Below are 12202 nucleotides of genomic sequence, written 5' to 3' on the forward strand. Positions count from 1 at the left end.
TAAGGTTTTTCAATTCTCCAAAACTAATTTAATAAGTTTTTAAAGATTATTTAAAGTTAATTTTATAAAAATCTGATAATGAATAAAATTTAGATGAAATATTTTTCAAAAAAAATATCTTTTTTAATTCCTTTCTACTCCTGTACTTCTAATTCCATTAAATTTAAAAGAACTTTTCTCCATTTCTTTCTCAAATTCATCTTTTGTTACTTTCTTAGATTTATTTGGTAACTCAATTTTTCCTTCATAAGGTTTTACATCAATTGCAGTAAAACTTACATTTGTATCCATATCTGAAACAAATGGTAATTTAAAACTAACTTGTAAAATTAATCCTGGTAATCCATTAAAACGAGATGGACCATCACGAAAAGGAAGCTCTGTACTATACCATGCTTCTACAGTTTGTGTTGGATTAGTATAAGTTGCTTTTCTAACTTTATAACCTAATATAGTCGATTCTTCTTTTGACAATACCCAAGGAAAATGTTGTATAGAATCTTTTACAAATAATTTAGGCTTCATATCATTTTGCTCGTACAATTCGTTTGTAACAAAATCTTTATAAATATTAGTTCCTGTAATACTAACCGAACTAATTGCAGCTCCTTTTACCTGTTCATTGTTAATTCGTTCTATTTTTACGAAATTAGAATTATCTTTATTTACAAATAGTTCATAATAATAACGTTTACTTTCAGAATTTTGTAAAATTTCAAGTGATTTAGCACTTAGTTTTTTTAACTTACTTTTATCAAATTCTTGTTTTACTTCATATTCTACTTTTATTCCATTTTGTGCAAACAACCAAAAGGGTAAAATAAATAAGATTAATTTTTTCATACTTTAATTTATGTAATTAAGTGAATATAAAGTTATTATTTTAAAAATAATCAATTTGCTTTAATTATAATTTTGCAGTAATGATTGAAGCAGCATCCTTTTATAAACAATTCTTCTATTTATAAAACATATTTAATTGTTTATAAAAGATATAGCGAGAAGGCATAGTGCGAAGCAATTCCCAAAATAATATTTTTAAAAAGTTTGAAGAAGCTTAATATTAACTGATTTTTAATATCAAATATCATTTAGTATATAAATTTATAGTAGTAACTTAGCATTAAGTAATTTAATTTATAAAATCAAAAGGCTTTAAATAGATTATAGAATAAATAAATTTAATAAATAAAACATTATAAAATAAATTTATAATACAATCTAAAATAGAAATTGAATTTATCTTGACAATCCATTAAATCAATATAAATTTGTATCAGGAAAAAGGAAAATAAATAACCTTTTCTACAAAACAAGTAATTAAAAAATAAAATATAAAAATTAAAATTATGTCATTAGTAGGAAAAAAAGCACCTTTATTTACAGTGCCAGCAGTAGTTGATGGAGATGAAATCGTTGAAAACTTTTCATTACCAATTGGAGAGAAAAATATCGTTTTATTCTTTTACCCAAAAGATTTTACTTTTGTTTGTCCAACAGAATTACATGCATTTCAAGCTAAATTAGCTGAATTCGAAAAAAGAGATGCTATCGTTATCGGTGCTTCTTGCGATTCAGAAGAATCTCATTTAGCTTGGTTAAATACTGCAAAAGACAATGGAGGAATCCAAGGTGTTACTTACCCAATTATTTCTGACTTAGCAAAAACTGTTGCTATGGATTATGGAGTTTTAGCTGGTGAGTATGTTTACAATGAAGAAAATGATTCTTTAAAATTCGAAGGTGCTCCAGTTGCTTACCGTGGAACTTTCATCATCGACAAAAATGGAGTTGTTCGTCACGAAACAATCAACGATTTACCATTAGGTCGTAATATTGATGAGTATGTTCGTTTATTAGATGCTATTTTACACGTAGAAAAATACGGTGAAGTTTGTCCAGCAAACTGGGAAGAAGGAAAAGACGCTATGTCTGCTACAAAAGACGGTGTTGCTTCTTACTTAGCATCTCACTAAAAAATAAATTGATTTTTCTAATTGATTAATCAAAAAATAAGAGGCTGTCTAAAACATTGACAGGGAGTTTTTATAATGAATTCATTTTCAATAAAAAATCACTAAGCTCATAACTTAGACAGCCTTTTTTATATCCAATTTAGAACTAAAAAATTAAACAAAATGTTTGCAGAATTAGAACAAGATAACTTAGCTCAAGTAGTAGCTGATAACGATATAGTAATTGTACAATATGGTGCTGGATGGTGTGGAAACTGTCGTTTAGTAAAACCAAAATTCAAAAAATTAGCAGCAGAATATGATGGAAAAGCTGAATTTTTATATGTTGATGCTGAAAAATTAGCTGAATCAAGAAAATTAGCTGATGTGCCTAACTTACCTACATTCGCTGTATTTAAAGGAGGACAAAATGTTGGACAAGTAACTGCATCTAAAATTGAAGCTGTAAAAGAATTAATCAATGAAACTACCAATCTTTAAAAACTTAGCAAAGACAGTTTCTGTTGAAGCAATGGAAACTACGTTAGAAGTATTAGAAGCTTATGCTGATTCTCCTGCGGTAAAAGAACCAGAACAAGAAGTAATCGGTGAAATGATCTCTAATATTTGTGGAGCAATCGAAATGAAAAATATGATGGATAATGAAGGTATGGACGAGCGTACAGCTGCCAATACTTTCATGCAAAGAGTTATGGGATCTATCGATAAATAGAAACCAACATGAAATCCATTAATAATATAAAAACTCAATAGTCATACTTACTATTGGGTTTTATTTTTTATATTAAATTAAAATTCAATCTAAATTTCCTAATTTTAATTTTGTTTCATTCTTCTATATAAGAGCAAATCCGTAACTTTGAACAAGAAAAATTAGAAACAATGAACAACGATATTCTAAACTTAGAACCAAAAGCAATATGGAAAAACTTTTCTGCATTGAATTCTGTTCCAAGACCATCTAAAAAAGAAGAAAAAGTACGTGAATTTATCATCAAATTCGGTGAAGACTTAGGATTAAAAGTAGAAACTGATGAGGTTGGTAATGTTTTAATTAAAAAATCTGCATATCCAGGAATGGAAGACCGTAAAAAAGTTGTGATGCAATCTCACTTGGACATGGTTTGTCAAAAAAATAATGATGTTAATTTCAATTTTGATACACAAGGAATTGAAATGTACATAGAAGACAACAGATTTGTTACTGCAAACGGTACTACCCTTGGTGCAGATAACGGAATTGGTGTAGCTACCATTATGGCTGTTTTAGAATCTAAAAATATTCCTCATCCAGCAATCGAAGCATTTTTTACAATTGATGAAGAAACTGGAATGACTGGTGCATTAGGTTTAAAAGCAGGCTTCTTATCTGGTAAAATATTACTTAATCTTGATACAGAAGAAGATGACGAATTAGATATCGGTTGTGCTGGTGGAGTTGATGTTACTGCAACAAAAACATATAAAGAAGAATCTCCTAAAGATGCTACAGCATTCATTTTAACATTAAAAGGTTTAAACGGAGGCCATTCAGGAATGCAAATTCACGAAGGTTTAGGAAACTCAAATAAATTAATCGCTCGTTTATTAAATGCAGGTATCGAATTTGGAATACAAATTTCTCATCTAGAAGGTGGTAGTTTACGTAATGCTATTCCTCGCGAATCTTGGGCAAATATTGTGATTCCAAATACAAATATAGATGCATTCAAAGAAGCATACGAAGCTCTAAGAGCAGAAATAATCGAAGAATACGCAACTAAAGAACCGAAAATGGTTATTACTTTAGAAGAAACTGCTCTAGAAAATGCTATATCTACAACAGACTCTAAAACTTTTATTCAAACAATTTTGGCTGCATTCAATGGAGTTTATCGAATGAGTCCAGATGTAGAAGGTTTAGTAGAAACATCTAACAATGTTGCTCGTGTAGAAGTCATCAATGGTAAATCTAGAGTTCTTTGTCTTACTCGTTCTTCAATAGAATCTGGTAAAGAAGCATTAGCACAAACATTAAAAGCAGCATTCGAGTTAGGTGGTTTTGATGTTAAATTCTCTGGTTCTTACCCAGGATGGAAAGCTAATCCACATTCTGAAATTTTAGAAGTCTTAAAAGAAATTTATATTAAACAAAACAATGGCGAAGAACCTAAAGTTGTTGCTTGTCACGCAGGATTAGAATGTGGTATCATTGGTACTAATTATCCTGGTTTAGACATGATTTCTTTTGGTCCTAATATCTCAGGAGCACATTCACCAGACGAAAGAGTAGAAATTGTATCTGTTCAAAAATTCTGGAAATATTTATTAGAAATTTTGAAAGAAATTCCTACAGATGGTCCAATAGATTACAGTTGTGCAAACTCTAAAAACATCTAATCAAAATAAGAATTAATTAAAATCGGAAGTTTACGCTTCCGATTTTTTTTGTATTAATAAATGTAATTTATTATTTTGATTTTTATAAAATAATAGAAATATATGATTCACAAACAAAGAATAAAATTAAATAATCATCTTTGAGTTTAAAACCTCATCTTTCAATTGTTTATAATTACCTAACTCAACAATTTTAACCTTATCCGAAACATCAATTCCACAAGCTGTTGTTGTTATTACAGGAATCCCCATAGAAATAGCTTTTAAAACTTGTCTTGGTTGGTGCTCTATATATGTTGGATAGATAACTAAACCTATTTCATTAAAATTTCCATCAAATTTTTCTATTTTTACATCCTCCAAAAAATTTAAGTTTTCCATTTTCGATCCTGAAACAACCAAAACTAAATTCAATTCTTGTGCGAGTTGTTTAATTTCATAAGCGCCTTTCTTACCCAATGCAGAAGCTGGAAAAAGTATTTTATTTCCTTTTGAATTAATATCATTTTGTATCGGAAGTTGCCAATCTAATTTCTGAACTTTATCACTAAAAAGTGATGCAATTTCAGTATGAGGTGTTATAATTTTTCTTGCTTTTTTCAAAGCTTCTTTTTCAATTAATTCTAATTCATTTGATGCTCGAAAATCATTTAAAGTAGAACTTTCTAGATGTCGAGAATGAGCAAAATTAAGTCTACTATGTAATTCATAAACAGGTAACCTTGTCATTAAAACATCAAATGTTCTCCCTCCTAAAACACCTGTTTTATAAATAAATGGAAGTAAATTTTGTGAAATAACCAAGTGTGTTGTTTCTAAAGGTATTTTTCGTGCTACTGCTTTTGCTATTTTCTCATCTAATTTTAGATTCAATTGAAAAATATTATTGGATTTAGAACTAAATCTTAATTTAATAGCACGATATATTCCTTGTAAAGTTGTTACTTTTATATTCTGTGATTTTATAGCTTTCCATGAATAACGGTCAGATTTTATCAAACTATTTTTTTGAAGAGGTAAAATAAAAGTATCACTTTCGGTTGCAGTTGAATTAACATAATCATCAAACTCATCCCATTTTTCATCAAGAATAAATGTTGTAGTTGCTATTTCTTGTTTTATAGAACTTCTATCAGGATGTTTAAAACATGCAAAATTACCACAAGAATAACAATCATTAATTTTATTTGATTGTTGTAAATTAAAATTGTCCGTTGTTGATTTAATATTCTTTTGTGTACTTCTAAAACTAACGATTAACTTATCAGAAGTTAATTTGGTTTCTATTCTAAAATCAAAATTGGACTTAAAACGTAAGTCAATGTAATTCCATTTTACAGTTGCATCTCTATCTTTCTCTGCAAGAGAACCTTTAATTATTTTTGTATGTTTATGTCTTTCAACTATATCAAAATTCGCATTTAAAGCAGCGTCATACAATGCATTTGAAAGTTGGCAGAGACCTCCAGCTACTGTTGGAACAACACATCCTTCTCTAATCTCTCTCCCAACAACATATCCTTGTCCTATATTTGGATTTCCAATATGTCGCCAAAAACTAAATACACTATTTGCTTTAATCTCAAGCCCATTCAATTTTTTTGAAGCTATACGTAAATTTTCGATTTTTCCTGCAGTCAATATCCAGTTTTCTTTATTATCATAAGGATTCCAAAGGTCACTTTCAGAAAAAGCAATAACTGACTCATTCACTAATTTTTTACTATCTGTAAATTTATTAATTGGAGAAATTATATTTTTTGAAAAACGTTGAATTGTAAGGACAAATATTTTTAATTTAAACAACGTGTCATTTATAAAACTATGTTTTTCTGTTAACTCATTTTTATCCATCAAATAATTACTTGTACTATAAATATAAAAGTTTTTTATTATTAATATATCTAATAAAATTATGTTTATTTCATTTCAAAAATTGGAACACTTGCTTTAGAATTAGAAATTAAAATGGCATAATCCAAATAATCTAATGTTGAAGTTTTAATAACTCTATTACTATTTGAGTCACTATCTGTCATAATAACTTCAATTAAATCTGGAACTTTCGTTAAATATGGAGAGTTTTTTTTATTTAATCGAAATAGTGTTTCATCAGATATTTTAGCATCTTTAAGATTCTGAATTCCTCTAAAATATTCCTTTTCATAATCTCCAATTCCAAATCCTCCTTCTGTTGTGTATCCAATATATTGTTCTCCATTATATTTCTCATCCCAAAGAACTTCACTTTTTGTTAAAAAACCAATAATTGAAATTACTTTTTCTTTAGAATATATCTTATTTTCAATCAATCTTGTAAAAAATGATAGATAACCATTTTTTCCTTCCCTAGATTTCTCCAAATGAAAAAATCCCATTCTTAAAAATTGAGGATTTTCCTTAAAATTATATTCAGAGCTAAAAATTAGATAATTTTCATACATAGTTTTTTCCCTTTCTGATTTATCTGAAAAAGAAATTTTTAAATTTTTCAATATTTGATTAAATTCAAATTTATTCGTAATATTTTTTTCATATTTCTCTGAGTTATTTTCATAATCAGTTATAAATTTCTTTAAAAGTATTGAGGAAAAACTAGTATTTTCTGTTGAATAAGAAGTTGTATCAGTTTTCACCATTTGATTAATTTCACTTAAAATAGGAAACTGATTATTTTGATTTTTAACTATTTCTAAAATATGTTTTGATACGTATTTATTACTAACAAGTAAATCAATCCCGAGAACTTTAACCTTATTTCTCTCTGGTAAATTATCATTAATTTTTTTTAGATCTTTCCACTTATTATATACTTCAATCGTTCTTTCTTGTGGAACACGAATTCCATATTGTATTATTAAATCTTTAAGAAGAATTGTATCTCCTCTTACCAAAAAATCGTTGAAATAGTGAGCAATGCTAAAATCTGTTTCAGGAAGATAATATTTTATTGATGTTTTTTTTAAGACTGATTTTATAATTTCAATTTCTACATCTTCTGTTTTTTCACTACCGTGATAAGCACCAAAACCTATAATATTAAAATTTGATTCAGGAAAAATGAATTTTTTATCAGAAATATCAAAACTATTTTTCTTTAAATAACTTAGTTTATTTTGAGAAAAAGCTGAAATAGAAATTAAAATAACTAAAAAATTAAAAATTGTTTTCATTAATAAAATAATATAAATGCGAATGTAGAACAATAAAGGATATTAAAAACATTAAAAAATTTAAATAAAGATAATAATTCTTTACAATGAGAACTTTCTTGATTTATACGAATTTGCGTTAGGGATTGAAGTGAAAATCCTTTTCTAATTGAAAAAATTACAACATTTACTCAAGAATCAATTAGAAAAGATAACAGCGTAAAGCCAGACCGAAGGGAACGTCCAAAAACAAAAGGACGAAAAATAATTTTTCGTCCTTTTTATGCTATATAATTATTTAAGCTTTCTTAAAATTGAATTGGATATTTCAATATTAGATTTACTCCCACTCGATAGTTGCTGGTGGTTTAGAACTAATATCGTAAGCAACACGGTTGATTCCTTTTACCTCGTTTATGATTCTGTTTGAAACTAATTCTAAAAATTCATAAGGTAATTTTGACCATGTAGCCGTCATAAAATCTATTGTATTAGCAGAACGAACAACTGCCGTATATTCGTAAGTACGCTCATCTCCCATTACACCTACAGATTTTACAGGTAATAAAACAACGAATGCTTGCGAAACTTCATCGTATAAATTATGTGCATATAATTCATCGATAAAAATTTGATCTGCCTCTTGTAATATTCTTACTTTTTCTTCGTCTACTTCCCCTAATACACGGATTCCTAATCCTGGTCCTGGGAATGGATGACGATAAACTAATTCGCGAGGAATACCTAACTCTACTCCTACTTTACGAACTTCGTCTTTGAATAATTCACGTAAAGGTTCTAGAAGCTGTAATTTCATTTCTTCTGGTAATCCTCCTACGTTATGGTGAGATTTGATTGTTGCTGATGGTCCTTTTACAGATTGAGATTCGATAACATCTGGATAAATTGTTCCTTGTGCTAAGAATGAAGCATCATCGAATTTCTTAGATTCTTCGTCGAAAACTGCAACGAAATCTTTTCCGATTGCTTTACGTTTCGCTTCTGGCTCATCTACTCCTTTTAGACTCGTTAAGAAACGTTCTGAAGCATCAACCATTTTGATGTTCATTTTGAAGTGTTTTCCGTAATTTTCCATTACTTTTTTCCCTTCATCTTTTCTTAGTAAACCTGTATCAACAAAAATACATGTTAATTGGTCTCCAATTGCACGGTGAATAAGAACAGCTGCAACAGAAGAATCTACTCCTCCAGAAAGTCCTAAAATAACTTTTTTGTCGCCAACTACATTTTTTATTCTTTGTATTTCTGTTTCTATGAAATCTGATAACACCCAATTTTTCTCTGCTTGACAAATATCAAAAACAAAGTTTTGTAACATTTGTGTTCCAAATTCTGAATGTGTTACTTCTGGATGAAATTGTACTGCAAATATTTTACGTTCTTCATTTGCTAAAGAAGCGATATCGATATTTGATTTTCCTGAAACTACAAACCCTTCTGGTGCGCTAATAACTTCATCAAAATGACTCATCCAAACTGTAGATTTTTCTGGTACATTTTGGAATAAGCTATTATTATTTAATACTGTTAATTCAGATTTACCATATTCTCCTTTAACACCTTTTTTTACTTCTCCTCCTAATAAATGAGAAATTAATTGCATTCCGTAGCAAATTCCTAAAACTGGAACTCCTAATTCAAACAATTCTTTCTCTACCAAAGCAGCTTCTTCTCCAAAAACAGATGAAGGACCTCCTGATAAAATAATACCTTTTGGATTGTGTTTTTTAATTTCTTCTAGTGAAGTGTTGTATGGAATAATCTCTGTGTAAACTCCAAATTCTCGAATTCGACGAGCAATTAATTGATTGTATTGCGAGCCAAAGTCTAAAATAATAATTCCTTGCGTCATTGCGTTTGTCTTTGTGCAAAATTAAGTGGAATTCGGTTTTAATCCAATTTTATTCTATTCAAAATTATATTTTTTTCAACAGAGTTGTAAACATAAATTATTTTGTAAGTTATTATATATGATGATAAAAAATGATTTTATAAAATTTAGACTTTTTTAATTAAAAATTATTCAAATAACAATGCATAAATATTTCATATCTTTAAAGATTAAATACAAACATTGATAAATGTCGACAAGCAGTTCTTATGAAATTTATTCGTTCACACTTTTGAATGAAATTCATAAAAAATATATTCTTGAATTATGGAACAATGAATATCCAATTCAATTAGCTTTTAATAATTCTGAAGAATTAGAAAAATACCTACAAGGCCTTATAGATGCACAGCATTTATTTATTGTAGATGAAAATAACCAAATAAAAGGTTGGGCTGTTGTTTTCGAAAAAGATTATGAAAAATGGTTTGCCATTATTATATCTAATGATTTGCATCGTAAAGGAATTGGAAGTAAATTATTAGATCGTTTAAAAATGTATTCTGACGAGCTAAATGGTTGGGTAATCGATCATGAAAATGATGTAAAAGCTAATGGAGAAAATTATTTATCTCCTTTATCTTTTTACAATAAAAATGAGTTTATTGAAATTCCTGAAACAAGGTTAGAATCAGAAATTATTTCTGCAGTTAAAATAAAATGGGAAATAAAAAAACGAGAAGATTAATCTTCTCGTTTTTTTATTATTTTAATATTTTTTGTAAGTCAGCGCTTCCTTGTAAATTTCTCATTTGTCTTTGTATATTAGCAGCTCTTCTACTAATAAAAGGTGATGGAGGATTTACGTTATACTTTCGCGGTAATGGTAATGCAGCAGCAATTCGTGCAGCTTCATTTTTAGTTAAATCTTTTGCTGGTTTATTAAAATAATATTCCGAAGCAGCTTCAATTCCAAAAACACCTATTCCCATTTCTGATGTATTTAAATACATCTCAAGGATTCTTTGTTTACTCCAAATTTTTTCTATCATAAAAGTGAAATAAACTTCTAATCCTTTTCTTAACCAAGAACGACCTTGCCAAAGAAATACATTTTTTGCTACTTGCTGAGAGATTGTTGAACCACCGTGTAATTTTTTCCCTGACTTATTTTTCTCAATAGCTTTTTGAATTCCATCAATATCAAAACCATTATGAACAGGAAATTTCTGATCTTCAGAACTTACAACAGCAATTTTTATATTATCTCCCATTTCATCATAAGATATATAGTCTCTTTTTAATTTGCCTTGCTCAAACATTTGTTGAACTTGAGTAATTGTAAATGGAGGATTAATCCATTTTAAAACAACTATATATAAAATATGAATTACAAAAAAGTAAAAAATTACTTTACGAACAAATTTAAACATGTTTTATTTTAATCTAAAATAGGAAGCAAATTTATATGATATTTTGATTTGTAAAATAAAAATATATAAAATCCTTAATTAAATTACATTAATCTCATATGTAATATCAACACCACCATTGGCTAACATATCATGTACACTACAGTATTTTTTTACAGCTAATTCTGCAGCTTTATTTGCTTTTTCAAGATTTATATCCCCTTTTAAAGAAAATTTAATATGAATATTAGTAAAAATATTAGGAATTTCATCTCTTCTCTTTCCTTCTACTTCAACTTTTATATCCTCAATGACTTGTCTCTGTTTTTTTAATATTTCATTCAAATCAAAAACACTACAACTTCCTAAAGCAATTAAAACTAATTCCATTGGTCGAACACCTTTACCTTCTCCACCAATAGATTCAGGTCCGTCTATATTTACCTTAACAGAAGAACTCGCTGCACTAGCCTCATAATGAGATGCATTATTAACTCTATTTAATTCTACTTTCATTTATTCAATAATTATTAAATTTGAAAATTACATTTTACAAAACAAAGTTACTACTTTCTGATGAAGTAAAATTCATAAAACAACGAAGCTAAATAAGAATCGTTCTAAACTAAGTAAAACTAGCAATCTACTGATATTATTCATTGTCCGGAGAGTATTCTCTTGATTAAATTTGTGCATATCTAAAAAATTTAAACGTATTGCTTTATGGCAAATGAATCATTACTAAAATCATCGATTGGTAAAAAGTTCACTATGGCGCTTTCAGCGTTATTCTTATTAGTGTTCTTATTACAACATTTCGTGATTAATGCATTATCAGTTATTAATCCTGATGGGTTTAATAAAGTGTCAGCTTTTATGAGCGACAATCCTTTCATCCAATATTTAATGCAACCTATATTGCTAATTGGAGTTATTTATCACTTCTTTATGGGATTCATTTTAGAAGCTCAAAACAAAAAAGCGCGTGGAGCTGTAGCTTATGAAAAATACAACGGTGCCGCAAATGCTTCTTGGATGTCAAGAAACATGCTTATTTCTGGAAGTGTAATTTTAATTTTCTTATTATTACACCTTTATGACTTTTGGGTTCCTACAATTACTGAACATTATATTACTCAAAACCCTGAGTTTGGACAAGGTAATTTCTTTATGGATCACGTTCATCATGTATTTACTTTAGATGGAGCTGTTAGCTTTGTTCGTTTAGTGATTTACATTGGTGCATTTGTATTCTTATCATTACACTTACAACATGGTTTTGCTTCTGCATTCCAATCTATTGGTGCAAGACATAGTAAATACACTCCAGCAATTGTTGCTTTCGGAAAATGGTATTCTATTTTAATTCCAGCAGGATTCATCATCATTGCTGTTTACCATTTTTTTGTTAAATAATTAAAAAATAATATC

The 12202-nt window shown here is 28.3% G+C and carries 12 protein-coding genes; 6 read left to right on the top strand and 6 right to left on the bottom strand.

Annotated features, from left to right (window positions below; genetic code table 11):
- Window positions 1-123: 123 nt before the first annotated feature.
- Window positions 124-843, bottom strand: a complete 720-nt coding sequence (locus tag RT575_RS09055; protein WP_313580306.1) for a GLPGLI family protein — start codon at window positions 841-843, stop codon at window positions 124-126.
- 506 nt (window positions 844-1349) lie between these two features.
- Here RT575_RS09055 and RT575_RS09060 point away from each other — a divergent pair.
- The 4 genes from RT575_RS09060 to RT575_RS09075 all read left to right on the top strand — a co-directional run bounded on the left by RT575_RS09060 (window position 1350) and on the right by RT575_RS09075 (window position 4355).
- Window positions 1350-1976 carry a peroxiredoxin gene (locus RT575_RS09060; RefSeq protein ID WP_313386320.1) on the top strand — a complete coding sequence of 209 codons (627 nt, stop codon included), beginning with the start codon at window positions 1350-1352 and terminating at the stop codon, window positions 1974-1976.
- A gap of 162 nt (window positions 1977-2138) precedes the next feature.
- Window positions 2139-2456 (top strand): thioredoxin family protein, encoded by a 318-nt coding sequence (locus RT575_RS09065; protein ID WP_313377061.1) that lies wholly within the window; start codon window positions 2139-2141, stop codon window positions 2454-2456.
- Window positions 2437-2688: a DUF6952 family protein gene (locus RT575_RS09070; protein ID WP_313377065.1), complete on the top strand. Its 252-nt coding sequence runs from the start codon at window positions 2437-2439 to the stop codon at window positions 2686-2688. The genes RT575_RS09065 and RT575_RS09070 overlap by 20 nt, the downstream gene beginning before the upstream one ends.
- A gap of 170 nt (window positions 2689-2858) precedes the next feature.
- A complete protein-coding gene (locus RT575_RS09075; RefSeq protein ID WP_313580309.1) occupies window positions 2859-4355 on the top strand; it encodes an aminoacyl-histidine dipeptidase in 1497 nt (498 codons plus the stop codon).
- A 126-nt stretch (window positions 4356-4481) separates the two neighbouring features.
- Here RT575_RS09075 and RT575_RS09080 read toward each other — a convergent pair whose 3' ends face one another.
- The 3 genes from RT575_RS09080 to guaA all read right to left on the bottom strand — a co-directional run bounded on the left by RT575_RS09080 (window position 4482) and on the right by guaA (window position 9380).
- Window positions 4482-6209, bottom strand: a complete 1728-nt coding sequence (locus RT575_RS09080) for a VanW family protein (protein WP_313580310.1) — start codon at window positions 6207-6209, stop codon at window positions 4482-4484.
- Between the two features lie 65 nt (window positions 6210-6274).
- Window positions 6275-7528, bottom strand: a complete 1254-nt coding sequence (locus tag RT575_RS09085) for a hypothetical protein (RefSeq protein ID WP_313580312.1) — start codon at window positions 7526-7528, stop codon at window positions 6275-6277.
- Between the two features lie 319 nt (window positions 7529-7847).
- Complete coding sequence (gene guaA, locus RT575_RS09090) at window positions 7848-9380, bottom strand: glutamine-hydrolyzing GMP synthase (RefSeq protein WP_313386323.1); 1533 nt, start codon at window positions 9378-9380, stop codon at window positions 7848-7850.
- Between the two features lie 229 nt (window positions 9381-9609).
- Here guaA and RT575_RS09095 point away from each other — a divergent pair, with 229 nt between their 5' ends.
- Window positions 9610-10107 carry a GNAT family N-acetyltransferase gene (locus RT575_RS09095; protein WP_313386324.1) on the top strand — a complete coding sequence of 166 codons (498 nt, stop codon included), beginning with the start codon at window positions 9610-9612 and terminating at the stop codon, window positions 10105-10107.
- Between the two features lie 16 nt (window positions 10108-10123).
- Here the strand turns inward: RT575_RS09095 and mtgA are convergent, their stop codons facing one another.
- On the bottom strand, window positions 10124-10792 hold the full coding sequence (gene mtgA / locus RT575_RS09100) for a monofunctional biosynthetic peptidoglycan transglycosylase (protein WP_313580315.1): 669 nt from the start codon (window positions 10790-10792) through the stop codon (window positions 10124-10126).
- A 78-nt stretch (window positions 10793-10870) separates the two neighbouring features.
- Window positions 10871-11287 (bottom strand): OsmC family protein, encoded by a 417-nt coding sequence (locus tag RT575_RS09105; protein WP_313386326.1) that lies wholly within the window; start codon window positions 11285-11287, stop codon window positions 10871-10873.
- Between the two features lie 207 nt (window positions 11288-11494).
- Between RT575_RS09105 and RT575_RS09110 the strand changes: the two genes are divergently transcribed.
- Window positions 11495-12187, top strand: coding sequence for a succinate dehydrogenase cytochrome b subunit (locus RT575_RS09110; RefSeq protein WP_313376849.1), 693 nt, complete (start codon window positions 11495-11497; stop codon window positions 12185-12187).
- The last annotated feature ends 15 nt before the right edge of the window (window positions 12188-12202 follow it).

This window comes from Chishuiella sp. (assembly GCF_032109125.1).
GTDB lineage: Bacteria > Bacteroidota > Bacteroidia > Flavobacteriales > Weeksellaceae > Empedobacter.

Coding starts and splice junctions, on each gene's coding strand:
- guaA (WP_313386323.1), bottom strand. CDS start 9,380: ATGACGCAAGGAATTATTATTTTAGACTTTGGCTCGCAATACAATCAA.
- RT575_RS09105 (WP_313386326.1), bottom strand. CDS start 11,287: ATGAAAGTAGAATTAAATAGAGTTAATAATGCATCTCATTATGAGGCT.
- RT575_RS09110 (WP_313376849.1), top strand. CDS start 11,495: ATGGCAAATGAATCATTACTAAAATCATCGATTGGTAAAAAGTTCACT.
- RT575_RS09060 (WP_313386320.1), top strand. CDS start 1,350: ATGTCATTAGTAGGAAAAAAAGCACCTTTATTTACAGTGCCAGCAGTA.
- RT575_RS09055 (WP_313580306.1), bottom strand. CDS start 843: ATGAAAAAATTAATCTTATTTATTTTACCCTTTTGGTTGTTTGCACAA.
- RT575_RS09095 (WP_313386324.1), top strand. CDS start 9,610: ATGTCGACAAGCAGTTCTTATGAAATTTATTCGTTCACACTTTTGAAT.
- mtgA (WP_313580315.1), bottom strand. CDS start 10,792: ATGTTTAAATTTGTTCGTAAAGTAATTTTTTACTTTTTTGTAATTCAT.
- RT575_RS09065 (WP_313377061.1), top strand. CDS start 2,139: ATGTTTGCAGAATTAGAACAAGATAACTTAGCTCAAGTAGTAGCTGAT.
- RT575_RS09075 (WP_313580309.1), top strand. CDS start 2,859: ATGAACAACGATATTCTAAACTTAGAACCAAAAGCAATATGGAAAAAC.
- RT575_RS09085 (WP_313580312.1), bottom strand. CDS start 7,528: ATGAAAACAATTTTTAATTTTTTAGTTATTTTAATTTCTATTTCAGCT.
- RT575_RS09080 (WP_313580310.1), bottom strand. CDS start 6,209: ATGGATAAAAATGAGTTAACAGAAAAACATAGTTTTATAAATGACACG.
- RT575_RS09070 (WP_313377065.1), top strand. CDS start 2,437: ATGAAACTACCAATCTTTAAAAACTTAGCAAAGACAGTTTCTGTTGAA.